This is a genomic window from Luteibacter rhizovicinus DSM 16549, from assembly GCF_001887595.1.
Lineage (GTDB): Bacteria > Pseudomonadota > Gammaproteobacteria > Xanthomonadales > Rhodanobacteraceae > Luteibacter > Luteibacter rhizovicinus.
Map to the genome: position 1 here is coordinate 3,024,865 of NZ_CP017480.1, position 15,802 is coordinate 3,040,666.

Genomic DNA, 15,802 nt, shown 5'->3' on the forward strand with positions numbered 1-15,802 from the left:
AGTGTCGCCAGGTCGCTACGACCGGATACCATGCGCCGTCCGCCATACCCGCTTTCGCCATGAACCTCGTTGCCTACCACGTGACGCACCTCCTTTTGATCCTGATCTTGGCCGGATGCGGCCTTGCCAGTTGGCGCATCTACTTCCGGTATTGCAAGGCGCATGCCCCGGAGACATCGGCGTGGCGGATGATGCGAAGGCTGCGAGCCGAAGGGAATCCGGACGGCACATGGATGATGGTGGAGGCGCTCATGGCCATGGCTGCCGGCATCGCGTTACTGGTGCTTCCGTTCATTCGGTAGTCTCACTGCCACGGCGGCGGGCCATACTGATGGAGCCGGGGTAAGCAGACGCAGGAGTCAATCGTCTAGCCTGTCCTCTGGCTGACGGTCTAGCCACCCGCTCGGACGGTGCATGGACCACTCGATCTCCCGGGCCATCTCGTCGGATATCGCCTCGCCCTCCATGAATGCCTTAAGTTGGGCCCCGGTAATATTGGCCATGACAGCGGCCCGCGCGGCCCAAGACTGGAGCCCCTCGCCGTCGAGCAGTTGAATAAGGTGATGCAGGTTGGCGCGGCGACGGGTCTGAAGGGCAAGCTGTGAAGTACTCATGGCGATCCGAAAACAGGGTGGCGATTCTAGTGCGCCCGGTGCGACCTCTTTGGTCGGGAACGCGATTCTTCTGATGGCGTCATTTCAAAGGCGTTCGAGCATTGACAGCACTGACCCTTCGCGAAGGCGGTTCCTGATTTGTTTCCGCACTTTGCGACGGATTTTCGGTCATTGAGGCGCGCATGAGTCTAGCGTACAGCGTGATGCCTCTCAGCCCACGAGCCATGTCTACCAGGCCACCGGCGGTGCTTAGACGTGCATATGGATGCTCACGTTCTTCGATGGCCGTTCGCGGAATTCGTTCGGAAGTCACCTCATGCCGGCGGAGGCGCTCGAACAGACCGAACACCTCGGCTTTGAGTGTCTAAGGAAGGCCCATGCGAGGCACTTAGCTTCAGAGAAGAACGAGGTGAACGACCGATGGTTGTCCCAGCTTTACCGCCTCGGCCGAAATCCGCCGTAGCTCGAATTCATTCTGGAATGCGAACACTCAGCCGTTCTTGCGTGAATCGGACGAAGGCGAGGGCGGCGTCTGTGACCGCGCGAGCCGACATCGTTAGGGCATGTACCGGCACGCCGGCGTTTTCCGTCGCATCTTGGACCGCAGCCAGGCGACCGCTCTGGATGTCCTCCTCGCATAGGCAAGCAGGCAGGCGTGCGAAACCAAGACCGGCACGGACAGACGCGAGCAACACGGCAATGTCACTGGTCACCATTCTTGCTTCACCTTGCTTACTGGGTCGAAGAAGCAAGCTCATCGGCGCGCCCAGCCCGGCATACGCGAGCACATCACGGTCCGCGATGCGGTCGACACTGGGTGACGGGCCAAGGCGCCTCACCAGTTCGTGCGCCGCCACGGTAATGGTCGGCATGTGCGTCAGCAACCGTGCGACGACGTCCGTGCTATCGGGCAGGCTGTCGCTCACGGATAGGACGACATCTGCCTGCTGACGGATGAGCGGCTCGAAGTCGCCGTTGCTCGTCGTCAACGACACGCGCATCTGAGGGTGATCCGCGGAAAATCCCGGGAGGATGCTCGACATAAGAGGCATCAGCAAGCTATGCACATGAACTCGCAAGGACCGGCTGCCTGCGTTGATATCCGTGGCTGCGTGTTCTGCGGCCATGGCGGATTCACACATGGCAGAGGCGTGCCGATAGATCTCCTCACCGATGGGTGTGACGGAGAAGCGGCGAGCATTCCGGTGCAAGAGCTGCACACCAAGCCGCCGTTCTAGCGTCTTGATACGGCGGCTCAGCAGGGATCGCGTCGTTTGGAGCTGCTCTGCGGCCACCGAAAAGCTCCCAGCCTCAATCACCTGGACCAGCAGGAACAGGTCCGCCATGTTGTTGGTCCGTTTCATGCTTATATGACTGCGTTAGATGCACGCAACCATAAGAGATTGGTCTGCCGCCGCCTTTGGTGGAGGGGCTCAGCTCTTTGGTCGCGGGCAAAATCGACCAAGCCGTCTATACTCTTCGCCGAAGGGGACTTCGTGCGCCCCTCGGCAGTACATTGGGGGCCTGTTTGAATACGTCAAATCCGCCACACATCCTGGTAGTCGATGACCGGCCTGAGGAGATCGGCGCACTCGTTGTGGCCCTCCGCGCTGAAGGATGGCGGGTTACTATTGTCACGAGCGCCAGTCAGGGAGTTCAACGGGCGCAAGCGATGGCGCCGGACCTCATCTTGCTCGATGTGCGGATGCCACAGATGGACGGCTTTGCCGTCAGTCGCCTGCTTCAGGAAGTGCCGCAGCTAAAAGGGACGCCGATGGTGTTTCTGACCTCGGCCAACAGTGTCGAGGAGCGCCTTGAGGGGCTTAGCCACGGCGGCGTCGATTACATTCTGAAAGACTGTCATCCGGCCGAGCTTGTGGCGCGGGTGCGCATCCATCTGAGGCTCGCTCCCCGGTCTGCCATCGCACCGGCTCAAGGAATATCCACTGCATCGCTGACCGCTGACGAGGTGGTCCTGCAAGCCGCCATGCGGCTTCTCCGCCGCCGCCTCGCGGAGCCTCTCTCGCTGGATGAGGTAGCCCGTGAAGTGGGAACGTACGACAAGCGTTTGTCAGCCATCTTCCGGGAACACCTTGGCACCACGGTATTTGCCTGGCTGCGGGAGGAGCGCATTCAGCGAAGCCGGCGCCTCCTCGTCGAGACCACCTTGAACATGCAAGACATCGCCCTCGAGATAGGTTTCCGGAGCGCGTGCAACTTCACGACGGCGTTCCGGGAGCGCATGGGCGTCACCCCCACGCGATTCCGCCAGGTGGCTCAAGAGGAAGCCGCTGGGGATGCCCGCGAGAAGGCAGGGGTTACCGCCGCGTGTTGAGCTGGTTACGGGGCACAGCATGCGCACTTTTCGTGCTTGCGCTCGGCACGCCAGCCATCGCTGGCACTCCGTCGGCGCATGTGCAGCTGCCCTTGGTGGTCTACGACCAGAACACAGGCCTGTCGAGCCTGTCTGTGGTGCGTCTCTTGGAGGACCGGCATCATTTTGTTTGGGCCGGAACCGAGCAGGGCCTTTATCGCTTTGACGGCATTGGTTTCAATGCGATGCGGGAAAAGGATGGTTTCCAGACCTCGGAGGTCGTGAGTCTGGCCGAGGACGACGATGGACATGTCTGGGCTGGCACGAGAGCGGGCCTGCAGTCGCAAGATGACAGCGGGAAGTTTTCTTGGGTGCGGCCGGACGGCCGGACCATGCTCGTGGATCGCGGCCAGACCCTGGCGCCGGACGGGCAGGACGGCATGTTGGTCGTCACGGGACATCACCTTTTCCGCCTGGCACGGCAGGCGGCCGATCGATGGACAGCGACCCCATGGCCTGAAGGGAGCGCCAGCAATGCAGCAACCTTTCAGGTCGCCGCTGTCTATCGCCATGCCGGCCAAGTCTGGTTCGGGTGCGGTGAGGCAATATGCCGGAAAAGTGATGGCGTCCTGACCCGATTTACCGCGGCGCAGGGCGTGCCTCCCGATAAATGGGTGGGCTTCTTGGTCGCTCGTGACGGCACGGTTTGGGCGCGGGGGCTGCGCAGCGTTGTCGGGCTCGCGGCTGGCGGCTCGGCATTCATCGCGCACGACATCCCGGGCGGCCATGGCGAGGTGGCGGCGACCAGCATTGATCTGGCACAAGATCGCGAGGGGCGCATCGTCACGCGCTCGGACACAGGCATCGCGCGCTGGGACGGCACCCGATGGGACCTTCTGGACACGCACAACGGGCTGCCGGGCGTGGGGATTTCGGCGCTGATCGCCGACCACGACGGTGCGCTGTGGGCGGGCACCTACGGCCGAGGTGTCCTTTATTGGAGCAACGCTGGCGCCGTCGAAAACTGGACGGCCAATCAGGGGCTCAGTGATAGCCTCATTTGGTCCATCACCCGAGCAGGTCCCGACTCGATTTGGGTGGCGGGCGAAAGCGGCGGAGAAGTCATTGTTCCGTCCGAAGGGCGCGCCCACCGATGGCCTGTGAGCTTGCCTCCTCCCGTCCAGGCGCACGCTGTGCTGACGGGCCCAAGTGGATCCATCTGGTACTTCCTGTTCGATGGTCGGGTCGTCCGATATGAGCCAGAAGACCATCGCAGTGAGCAAGTCGCGCAATTGCCCTACCTCATCCGTGGTGCACACCGGGACCGGTCCGGGCGCTTCTGGGTCTACACCATGGGCGGGCTTTATGAGCTTGACCCTGCATCCGGGTCGGCTGTGCACGTGGCTCCGAACCTGATTCCGTCCACGATGTGTTCCGACATGGCGGAAGACGCCGCCGGCCGACTATGGCTCGCCTGCAACTCTGGTTTGTATCGCCACAACGGGGGCGGATGGGCACGCGTTCGCGTTCTTCCGGATGAATCTCCAGGTGGCTATGAAAATGTCGCAGCAACCCCCGACGGACGCCTCTGGCTCAGCGCCTTGCAACCCGGCCTTCTCACGGGACTCGTGGGGGATGGCGACACGCTCACCATGGAACCGGTCAACGACCCGCTCTTGGCCGCGACGCGCTTCTACTTTCTGCGTGCGGACAACCAAGGCCGAGTTTGGGCGGGCGGCGGCAAAGGCGTCGACGTCCTTGCGGAAGGAATATGGACGCGCCTATCCAGTCGGGACGGCTTGTTGTGGGATGAGACCAACCACGGCGCTTTTTTTGCGGATGCCGACGGGTCGGTCTGGATCGGAACGCCTGTTGGGTTAACCCACGTGCTCAAGCCCGCGGACCTGCTGGCACCTCGAACGATGACTCCGCAGCTCTTTCCGGCTCGCTACGGGGACCGTGCCGTGGCATCGGACGCACTACCGTACGAACGTGGCGCCGCTTTGACTATCGCGTTTGGCGTCTCAGGCAACAGCGCCGGACACCCCGTGCACTTTCGTTATCGCCTCAAGCCACTGGACCGCGACTGGGTTGACACAAATCAGCGAGAGGTCCGCTACGCCTCGCTGCCTTGGGGCCACTACCGGTTCGAAGTCCAGGTTGTGGACGAAAACCGCCGAGCACCATCGGCCGTTGCCTCGTTCGAGGTGGCCATCCAGGCGCCTTGGTGGATGACTCCGGGCACCTTCATTGCCCTTGCCTTGGCCATCGTGGGCCTGGCAGTAGGAGCGTGGCGCTGGCGGACCCAAGTGCTCATTGCGCATGCCCGACGCCTCGAAGGGATCGTCGTGGAACGCACCAAGGAACTTCGCGCGCTTCTGCACGCCAGGCGCCGTTTGCTCGCGCACATTGGGCACGATCTGCGCTCGCCTCTTTCGGCCATTGTGAATGTGGCGCGGCAGTGGCGCTGGACTGGACCAGATGTCGAACACCCCCGGACGATCGAGCGTCACGCGCGCATGCTGATGGAACTCATCGACGAGGTCGTGGAATTCTCGCGGGGCGAGTTGACGGACGTGCTGCTGGAGCCGGCGCCTGGTTATCTTCACCGCTTCCTCCACGAGGCCGCAGAGGAGGGCGCGCTTCTTGCCCAGTCCAACAACAACCGGCTTGACGTATCTATTGGCATAGACCTCCCGGCCGTGGTCGAGCTGGATTTCCGGCGCCTGCGCCAGGTGCTATCAAACCTTCTGGGCAACGCCGCCAAGTACACCCGGAATGGGGAAATCGTCTTCACCGTCGAGGCTCAGACCTCTGACCTTGGTCGTTCGACCCGGCTGCGCTTCGCGGTCGAAGACACGGGCATCGGTTTGGGAGACACGGGCGCAGAGACACTGCTCGAACCGTTCGTCCGGGGCACCAACATCAGTGATACACCGGGGAGCGGACTGGGCCTTGCCATCGTGGCGCAACTTTTAGATCGCATGGGGTCTCGGCTAGAAGCGCAAGGCAGTTCACGGGGGATGGGAAGCCGTTTCTCGTTCGAGATCGAGGTTCCTTTGGCCGACGAGCACGATGTCGAGCCGGACTTGGCCATGGGCCAAGACCCCGTTGCTGTGGAGGGTCACGGCAGGAGGGTGATCGTGGCCGAGGCCGATGCGGCCCGCCGCGCCGTTTTGTGCGATTTGCTGAACGGCTATGGGTTCCAGTCCGTGCCCGTGGACTCGGCGAACGGGCTTGACGGCCTTGAAGCCACGCGGCCGGCTCTCATCATCGCCGAGCATCGGTGGCCGGGGGAGGAAGAGGGGGCGGTGATCGCGCGCCTAAGCAAGCGCCTGCCTGGCGTCCCTGTCCTGATGTTCACTGCTGTCCCGCCGGCTCCCGCCGACGCATCACACTCCACAACAGCAGAGATGCTGCTGAAGCCGTCCGACGCAGCGGAGGTCATGTCCTGCGTGGCGCGAATGATCGACCCATCCGATGGCCAGTCACATCCGTCGCCTTTCGCCCCCGCGCGCCCGGCGTCCCCTCCAGCAAAGGATGGCCGGCCCGCTTAAGCCTTGGGGCTGCTTACTTTCTGTTGAATCCCGTGAGTCCCCCTTTTGAATGGGCGGAACTTGTCACGCCGGGCGTGACATAAGTTCCCGTCTGACGGCCTTACGACGCCGCGCACGGCTTCCTAAAATCGGCCCGCTGCCGCGACGCCGTTCGCATTTTTTGCGATTGCCGATGCGGCCACTTGCACGCGAGCGCGACGCTGCCCTGCCGACGCACTGCGACGGCCAGGCATTTGTCGCGATTTTCTCGCGCCGCGCGCAACCGATCGCATCAAATCAGGGCCCCGCAACAATGAATCGTATCTATCGCCTGTGCTGGAACGCCGCCACTTCTCAGTGGGTCGCGGCCAGCGAACTTGCCCGTAGCAGCCGCCCGGCGGCTCGGGTCAATGCTTCCGCAAGCACCCCACGCGCAGCGTCCATCGCGTTGGCGGTCGCCCTGGCGCTGGGCAGCGCAGGTGCTGCGCGCGCGGGTCAGGCAGGCGGTCAGGTGGTGTCGGGCAGCGGCGTGATCAACCAAAACGGCGCCACGACAACCATCAACCAGGCGAGCCAGCATTTGTCGCTCAACTGGCAGACCTTCGACATCGGTGCGAACGAAACGGTCAACTTCGTCCAGCCCGGCCGGGACTCGATCGCGGTCAATCGCGTTCTTGGCAACAGCGCCTCGGAGATCTACGGGCATCTGAATGCCAATGGCCAAGTCTGGCTCATCAATCCCAATGGTGTGCTGTTCGGGGAGGGTTCGCAGGTTAACGTCGGCGGACTCGTCGCATCGACGCTCGACACCACCGACAGTTCGCTCGACGCGACCTCACGCACCTTCAGCGGCAATGGTAAGGGCAGCATCGTCAACAAGGGCTCGATCCACGCGGCCAATGGCGGCTATGTGGCCTTGCTCGGCAACACGGTATCGAACCAGGGCACCATCAGCGCGCAACTGGGCACAGTGGCGTTGGGTGGCGGCAGTGCGGTGACGCTTACCTTCGAGGGGAGTCAGCTGCTCCATCTTCAGGTTGACCGCAGCACGCTCGACAACCTGGTGGAGAACCGACAGCTGGTTCAGGCCGATGGCGGCCGAGTATTCATGACCGCCGGCGCGGCCGATTCGCTCTTGGCCAGCACGGTGAACAATACCGGTGTGGTTCGCGCGCAGACGGTGCAAAACCACAACGGCGAAATCGTCTTGCTGGGTGGCATGACCGCCGGCCACGTGAATGTTGAGGGCACGCTGGACGCGAGCGCGCCCAACGGCGGCAATGGCGGCACGATTGAGACGTCGGGCGCGTTCGCGCACATCGGCAGCGCAGCGATCAACGCCAGCGCACCCTACGGCAAAGCGGGCACCTGGCTGGTCGACCCCTATGACCTGACCATCGATGCGACCGCAGCCAACTCCATCTCGAATTCGCTCAACAACGGCACCAACGTCACCGAATCGACGTCGGCGGGTAGCGCTTCGGGCGCAGGCGTGCAGAACCCGAATGGCGTGGGTGACATCAATGTCAACGCAGCCATCAACTGGACGAACCCGAACAGCACGCTGACCCTGACCGCGTATCGCGCCATCAACGTTAATGCTCCCATTTCCGGCGCTGGTCGCGTTGTGCTCACCGCTCAAGGCGCCACAGGCAGCAACGGCAATATCACGCTCGCCGCAGGTGGCACCGTAGCGGGCGGGGCGGGGGTAACCCTCACGGCCGCCAACGCCTTCATCAACAATGCGGGCGGGAGCGCGCTCAGCTCGGCCTCGGGCAAATGGCTGGTCTATTCCGCAAGCCGTGCGGCCGATGTCACCGGTGGCCTCACCCCACAGTTCATCCAGTACAACGCCGCAGCGGGCGCGACACCGCTGGGTGCAGGCAGTGGCTTCCTCTACGCACAGACCGCGAACGCAGCGATATCGGGCCTCAGCGGCACGGTGGAAAAAACCTACGACGGCACAGCGACGGCCAGTCTGACCGGGGCGAACTTTAACGCGACGCTGGCCAACGGCGATCGCATCGCCACGGCGACGGGCACCTATGGCAGCAAGGATGCCGCATCCGGCATTCAGGTGACGGCAGCAGGCAACAGCGCGGGTTACACATTCACGGACGCGAGCGGTCTCGTACCCGTGTACGGCTACACCATCAGCGGCGGTGGCGCTTCGGCAAACATCGGTGTCATCGACCCGCACCAGCTCGGCGTCACGGTCATCAATAACCCGACGAAGACTTACAACGGGACGACGACCGCCACGCTGACCAGCGCAAATTACCTGACCTCGGGACTCGTGGCGGGCGAGAGCATCACCTTCAGCCAGCCCAACAGCGTGGCCTACGACTCGGCCGACGCGGGCGTGCGCACGGTCAACGTCGGCTTCCTGCCGTCCAATTTCACGGCGGCGAACGGCACGAGGCTGTCCAACTACGTGTTGCCGACGACGGCGACAGGCACCGGCACCATCAACAAGGCCAAGGTGCAGCTGTCAGGCCTCCTCGGTAGCGACAAGGTCTACGACGGCACCACCACCGATGGCCTGGACAAGAGCCGTGTCTCGATCTTTGGCGTCATCGCGGGCGACGCGGCCAATGCCACGCTCGACAGCACGAACGGCATTGGCCAGTTCGCCGATGCCAACGTGGGCAACGGCAAATCTGTTAGCGCCACGGGCTTCCAGCTCGTCGGGAGCAAGGCCGGCAACTACGACCTCGTTTTGCAGTCGGACATCACCGGCTCCATCACGCCCAAAGCACTGACCATCAGCGGCGTATCGGCACTCAGTAAGGTCTACGACGCGACGCGTGTGGCGTCCCTCGCCTACACCAATCTCGCGCTCAATGGCCTGGTCAACGGCGCCGACACCGCCAACATCTCCCTCGTCACGGCGGGCGCGGTCGGAACCTTCGGTACCAAGAACGTGGGCAACGGTATCGGGGTCACCGCGTCTGGCTTCACGCTGGCGGGGAATGGCACGGGCAATTACACCCTGTCGCAGCCCACGGGTTTGTTCGCGAACATCACTCCCGCGCCCTTGTCGATCTCCATCACCGGCAATCCGACCCGCACGTACAACGGGACCACGACCGCCAACATCGGCGCCGGCGACGTGACCATCACCGGCTTTCAGGGCGGCGAGACGGGCACCGTGGTGCAGAGCGCTGGCGCCACATACGCCAGCAAGGACGCGGGCACCCGCCTCGTCACCGCGTTGCTTGAGCCATCGGACTTTAGTCTGGGCAACGGTGCGCAGCTTTCGAACTACACCTTCCCGACCTCCATTACTGGAAATGGCACGATTGCCCAGGCCATCCTGACCTGGTCGTTGGTGGGAAATCCCACGAAGGTCTACGACGGCAACACGAACGCGGCGCTGACCAGCGACAACTACCAGATCTCGGGCTTCCTCAGTGGAGAGGGCGCCACCGTCACCCAGGCCCACGGCACCTACGACACGTCGGACGTCGGGCAGCGGAATGTGACCGCAAACCTGAGCGCGGCGGACTTCAACGCCCTCAACGGAACGGTACTCTCAAACTACGTGCTGCCAACGGTCATGACCGGATTTGGCACCATCACGCCGGCCCCCTTGGCCGGCTACATCACCGCGGGCATCAACGGCCCGACGCGGGTGTATGACGGCACGACCGTCGCGACGCTCACGCCAGCGAACTTTATCCTCTCCGGCTTCGCAGCGGGTGAGGGCGCTTCGGTCAATCAGACGGTCGGCATCTTCGCGTCGAAGAACGTCGGCAAGCAGGCTGTGTCTGCGTCGCTCACCAGTGCCAATTTCGATGCCAATGCAGGCACCAACCTGGGCAACTACACTCTGCCGACGGTGGCCTACGGCACCGGCGAAATCCAGCAAGCGCTGCTGACCGCGTCGATCGTCGGTAACCCGTCCAAGGTATACGACGGCACGCGCTATGTGTCGCTCACGCCGCAGAACTACGCGCTTCTTGGATTCGTGGCCGGCGAAGGTGCGGATATCGTGCCGTCGTCGTCGATTTCTTTCGACACCAAGGACGTCGGCAGCAACAAGACGATCACGGCGAACATGGCCGTGTCCTCTTACCTGCCCAACAGCCAGACCCTGCTGTCGAACTACATCCTGCCTACGGTGGCTACCGGCCCCGGCACGATCACTGCTGCACCGCTGTATATCATCGGAGTGTCTGCCCAGAGTCGCGATTACAACGCAACGACCCTGGCCGCCCTCAACAGCGGCGGCGCCTCCCTAGTGGGGTTGGTGGGCGCCGACTCGAACGACGCCGGAAAGGTTGCCCTCACGGTGGGCACAACGGGTGCCTTTGCGGATGCGAACGCGGGCGTAGGCAAAGCCGTCACCGCGAATGGGTTCTCCATTTCGGGCAGCGAGGCCGGCAACTACACGCTCATGCCGCTGACCGGGCTGACGGCGACCATCAATCCATTCACGCTCAGCATCAACGGCGTGTCGGCCATCGACAAGATTTACGACGGCAACACCGGCATTGCGCTCAACACCGGCACTGCATCCTTGGGTGGCATTTTCAGCGCCGACAACGGGAGCGTGACGCTCAACGTCTCGGGCGCGTCAGGCAGCGTGCGTTCCGCGAACGCCGCGAACAATCTCGATGTCACAACCTCAGGATTCGGCCTGGCGGGAATTGCTGCAGGCAACTACCGCGTAGACCAGGTCAGCGGTCTCACTGCGAACATCTCAAAGCGCGCAGTCACCGCGTCGATCACAGGCGATCCGACTAAGCCGTACGACGGTTCGGACTCGGTGACGCTGACCGCAGGGGACTACACGCTGTCGGGCTTCGTCTCCGGCCAAGGCGCGTCCATCCCGCAGTCGTCGACCGCGAAGTACAACAACGTCAACGCCGGCAGCAACCGCGGTTTGACCTCGACGCTCTCGGTGTCGGACTTCGTGGCGCTCTCGGGAACCAATCTCGCCAACTATGATCTCCCCGTCGGCGCGACGGGCGCACTCGGTACGATCACGCCGTTCATCATCAATCTGATGGGCCAGCGGGTCTACGATGCGACCACCAATGCGGATGCCGGTCTGTTCACCAGCGGCGGGACGATCGCTGGGGTGAATGGGGAGCGTCTGACGCTGGCGGGCAGCGGCGTCCTTTCGACCAAGAACGTGGGTAACCAGCGCAGTTTTGCGAACTTCGGCACATTGGCCCTGGGTGACAACACCGGAACGGCGGCCAATTACACGCTTGCGGGCGGCATCGATTGGGTCACCATCACCCCGGCGACCCTGACTGTGGCCGGCACGGTCGCCGCCGATAAGCCCTACGACCGTTCCACCACCGCCCAGCTCTCGGGCTCCACGCTTGTGGGTCGCTTGGGTTCTGACGATGTGACGTTGGCGAATTTCGCCACTGGCACCTTCGTCAACAAGAATGCCGGCGTCAACAAAGCGGTCAGCACCTCGATGACCGTGAGCGGCGGTGACAGCAGCAACTACATCCTTGTCCAGCCCACGGGGCTGACAGCGACCATCACGCCGCTGACGATCACGCCGAGCGCCACGGCGGACAGCCGCCAGTACGACGGGACCACCAACGCCACGGCGACGGTATCGTCCACGGGCGTCCTCGCGGGCGACACGGTCAACTTCGGTGAGTCCACGACGCCACAGTTCGATGGCAAGGATGTGGCCAACGGCCGCACCGTCACGGTGAGCAACATCACCAAGGGTGGCGCGGATGCGGGGAATTATGTGCTGTCGGCGACGACCGCGACAGCGCTGGCGAACATCACGCCGCGCATCCTCAACCTCAGTGGAACCCGGGTCTACGACACGTCGACCTCGATCTACAGCCCTGGTCTGACCCTCGGGAACTTGGTCTCGGGTGAGAGTCTCGGCCTTTCGGGCACGGGCAACACGTCAAGCAAGAATGTCGGCAGCTACACCGGCGGCAATTTCACCCTGGGGTCGCTCACGCTCGCCAATGGCGCGGGTGGCCTCGCGAGCAACTACACGCTCACTGGCGGCACCGATACCTACACGATTACCCCCGCGACCCTCAATGTCATCAACACCACAGCCGACAGCAAGGTGTATGACGCGAACACCGTCGCTGCCTTGCACAACGCCACGCTCACGGGTGTGCTTGGATCCGACACCGTTGACCTGACCAATGCTGATGTGGGCGCCTTCAGCGACAAGAATGTCGGCACGAACAAGTCGGTCAGCACGGCGATGGGCATCGCGGGTACCGATGCGGGCAATTACACGCTCGTGCAGCCGACGAACGTCGTCGCTGATATCACCGCCAAGCTCATTCATGTCGACGCAAACGGCGTCAGCAAGGTCTACGACGGTACCAATGCATCGGGCGCCACCCTGTCGAGCCAGGATCTGGCGGGCAGCGACCAAGTGACGTTCAACGACACGAGCAACCTGTTTGACACCAAGGACGTGGGTACCGGCATCGTCGTGCGCGTGGGCGGAATCACCGCCAGCGGCTCCGATGCAGGCAACTACACGCTGGCGAACACCGACGCGACCACGACGGCGAACATCACGCCGTTCATCATCAACCTGAGTGGTACGCGCGTCTACGACGGCACGGTAACGGCCAGTGCGGGACTCTTCGGCGCGAACGGCGTGGTCACGGGCGTCAACGGGGAAACACTGGTCCTTTCCGGTGCGGGCAAGAGCGCATCGAAGAACGTGGCCACTTACCATCGGGCCAGCGACGGCACGGGGGATTTCGACCTCGACACGCTCGCGCTCAACGGGACTGGCGGATCCAGCGCGGGCAACTATGCGCTGCAGGGCGGTACCGACAGCTTTACGATCACCCCCCTCGCGGTGACGGTCAATGCAACCGGGGGCAACAAGGTCTATGACGCCACGACGGCCGCCACGGCCACGCTGGCGGCCAGCGGCCTGATTTCGGGGGATTCGGTGAACTTCGCCTTGGGTGGCGCCATCTTTGGTGACAAGAATGTCGCCAACGGCAAGGCCATCTCGGTTACGGGCATCACGGCCAGCGGCGCGGATGCCAGCAACTACACCTTCAATACTTCGGCCCAGACCACCGGCAACATCACGCCGCTGGCCATCAGCGGCAGCATCGTCGCCGACGACCGCGTTTACGACCGCACGACGGGAGCGGCGACTCACGGCAGCCTTTCGGGCGTGCTCGATGGCGATGTGGTCGATTACACCTCGACCACCGGTAGCTTCCAGGATAAGAATGTCGGCAATGGCAAGACGGTTGACGTCTCCGGTGTTGTCGGTGGGGCTGATGCTGGCAACTATGTCGTCACCAGCAACACCACCACGACGGCGAATATCACGCCGGCGACCATCGTTGTGGGCGCGACGGCCAGTGACAAGATGTATGACGGCAATGCCACGGCGGCGACGGTCCTTTCGCAGACCGGTCTTATCGGCGGCGACGACGTGAGCTTCAGCGGCGCTTCGTCGCAGTTTTCCGACGCAAATGCGGCCAACGGCAAGACCGTGACCGTCAACGGCATCACGGCCGCGGGCACTGATGCGGGTAACTATGTCTACAACACGGTCGCCACCACACTCGCCAACATCACGCCTTACATCATCAACCTGCACGGTCAGCGCGAATACGACGGCTCAACAGCTGCATCCGCCGGGGACTTTGGCAATCATGGCGTCGTTGCCGGTATCAACGGCGACACGCTGGACCTGAACGGGCAGGGCTCGGTCGGGGACAAGAATGCCGGGGCCAACAAGGCTCTGACCTCCACCGGAACGCTGGGCCTCACGGGCAATGGCGCTGCGCTCAGCAGCAACTACACCCTCGTCGGCGGCATGCATGACTTGACCATCACGCCAAAGCAGATCGTGGTTGACGCCACCGGTTCGAACAAGGTCTACGACGGCACCGCACTCGCCGCGGCCGGACTGGGTTCAACCGGGGTGGTGGGCAACGACCAGATTGTCTTTTCCAGCAGTGCCGCTAACTACAGCGACAAGAACGTTGCCAATGGCAAGACCATCACGGTCAACGGCATCACCGCATCTGGCGCAGACGCAGGCAACTACGCCTTCAACCAGACTGCGCTGACGACCGGCAACATCACACCCCTGGGCATCGCGGGCAACATTATCGCGAGTAGCAAGACCTACGACGGGACCACCGCGGCACAGACCAGTGGCACCCTGACCGGCGTGCTTGCGGGTGACAATCTGGGCATCGAGACGAGTGGCAGCTTTGTCGACAAGAACGCGGGTAACGGCAAGACGGTGGGCGTTGCCGGCCTTCTCACCGGAACTGACGCCGGCAACTACATGCTCACGACCAATGCTGCCGCAGTGGCCGATGTCTACAAGGTCGTGCTGAACCTCGACGGTACCCGTGTGTATGACGGCAGCACGGTCGGCTCGGCGGGGATGTTCGGCAGCGCCGGCATCATTGCGGGCGTGGCCGGCGAAAGCCTGATCCTCAGCGGGCAGGGCGTTCTCGGCAGCAAAAACGTCGCGACCGACCGGCCACTGGCGGGGCTCGGGTCGCTTGCGCTCAACGATAACGGCGCCGGCCTTGCCAGCAACTACACGCTGGTGGGCGGCAACCATATCGCCACGGTCACCCCGCTGGGGATCAACGCTGGTATCTCCGCCGACGACAAGGTTTACGACGGCAACACCGGCGCTGCCACGCACGGTGTGCTGAGCGGCGTGCTCGGTGGCGACCAGGTCAATCTTGCGACCAATGGCAGTTTCACGGACAAGAACGCAGCCAACGGGAAGACGGTAAACGTCGGCGGGACCCTGTCTGGTGAAGACGCTACCAACTACACGCTTACTTACAATCCGACCACGACGGCAAGCATCACGAAGCGCCCGGTGGTTGTTGACGCGCAGGGGACCGACAAGTTCTTCGACGGCAACACGGTCGACAAGGTGACCCTGTCGAGCAGCGGGATTCTCAGTGGCGACGTCGTGATCTTCGGCGCAACAAGCGCCCTATTTGCCGACCCGTCTGCCGGTCGCGGCAAGCCGGTGTCCGTCGGCGGAATCTATGCCACTGGGGCGGACGCCGGAAACTACGCCTTCAACACGACGGCGGAGACCTCGGCCAGCATCAACCAGAACGCCTCGCAAGGCGCCTCGGCGAGTGCGCTGACCCAGATTGACGCCGTGCTTCGGCCCGAGTCCCTGGCCACGCCATACGGCGTCGCTTCGAACATTACGGTCGGCGACTACACCGGCAACCACAAGAAGACGCGTCAGCCTGTGGAGAAAAACGTCCAGCGCGGCGACTTTGTCTCCGGGCTCTCGCTGCAGGTTGTCGATGGTGGCGTGCGGCTCCCGGCGGACGCGATGCAGTGACGCCTCGCAA

6 protein-coding genes are annotated in these 15,802 nt (G+C 63.2%); 4 read left to right on the top strand and 2 right to left on the bottom strand.

Annotation, left to right across the window (positions count from 1 at the left end):
- The first annotated feature begins 59 nt into the window (after positions 1-59).
- The gene (locus tag BJI69_RS13760) at positions 60-302 is read left to right on the top strand and encodes a hypothetical protein (protein ID WP_046967226.1); all 243 of its coding nucleotides are present in this window, start codon (positions 60-62) and stop codon (positions 300-302) included.
- A gap of 57 nt (positions 303-359) precedes the next feature.
- Here the strand turns inward: BJI69_RS13760 and BJI69_RS13765 are convergent, their stop codons facing one another.
- Both BJI69_RS13765 and BJI69_RS13770 read right to left on the bottom strand, forming a co-directional pair.
- The gene (locus BJI69_RS13765) at positions 360-614 is read right to left on the bottom strand and encodes a hypothetical protein (protein WP_046967227.1); all 255 of its coding nucleotides are present in this window, start codon (positions 612-614) and stop codon (positions 360-362) included.
- Between the two features lie 470 nt (positions 615-1,084).
- Complete coding sequence (locus BJI69_RS13770; RefSeq protein WP_078023190.1) at positions 1,085-1,978, bottom strand: LysR family transcriptional regulator; 894 nt, start codon at positions 1,976-1,978, stop codon at positions 1,085-1,087.
- 164 nt (positions 1,979-2,142) lie between these two features.
- On the opposite strand from BJI69_RS13770, the gene BJI69_RS13775 reads away from it, so the two are divergent.
- From BJI69_RS13775 to BJI69_RS22745, 3 genes are all read left to right on the top strand, one after another.
- Positions 2,143-2,949, top strand: a complete 807-nt coding sequence (locus BJI69_RS13775) for a response regulator transcription factor (protein ID WP_071925093.1) — start codon at positions 2,143-2,145, stop codon at positions 2,947-2,949.
- A gap of 32 nt (positions 2,950-2,981) precedes the next feature.
- The gene (locus tag BJI69_RS13780; protein WP_125903060.1) at positions 2,982-6,485 is read left to right on the top strand and encodes a two-component regulator propeller domain-containing protein; all 3,504 of its coding nucleotides are present in this window, start codon (positions 2,982-2,984) and stop codon (positions 6,483-6,485) included.
- A gap of 292 nt (positions 6,486-6,777) precedes the next feature.
- Complete coding sequence (locus tag BJI69_RS22745; protein ID WP_071924969.1) at positions 6,778-15,792, top strand: YDG domain-containing protein; 9,015 nt, start codon at positions 6,778-6,780, stop codon at positions 15,790-15,792.
- Positions 15,793-15,802 lie beyond the last annotated feature (10 nt).

Coding starts and splice junctions, on each gene's coding strand:
- BJI69_RS13765 (WP_046967227.1), bottom strand. CDS start 614: ATGAGTACTTCACAGCTTGCCCTTCAGACCCGTCGCCGCGCCAACCTG.
- BJI69_RS13770 (WP_078023190.1), bottom strand. CDS start 1,978: ATGAAACGGACCAACAACATGGCGGACCTGTTCCTGCTGGTCCAGGTG.
- BJI69_RS13760 (WP_046967226.1), top strand. CDS start 60: ATGAACCTCGTTGCCTACCACGTGACGCACCTCCTTTTGATCCTGATC.
- BJI69_RS22745 (WP_071924969.1), top strand. CDS start 6,778: ATGAATCGTATCTATCGCCTGTGCTGGAACGCCGCCACTTCTCAGTGG.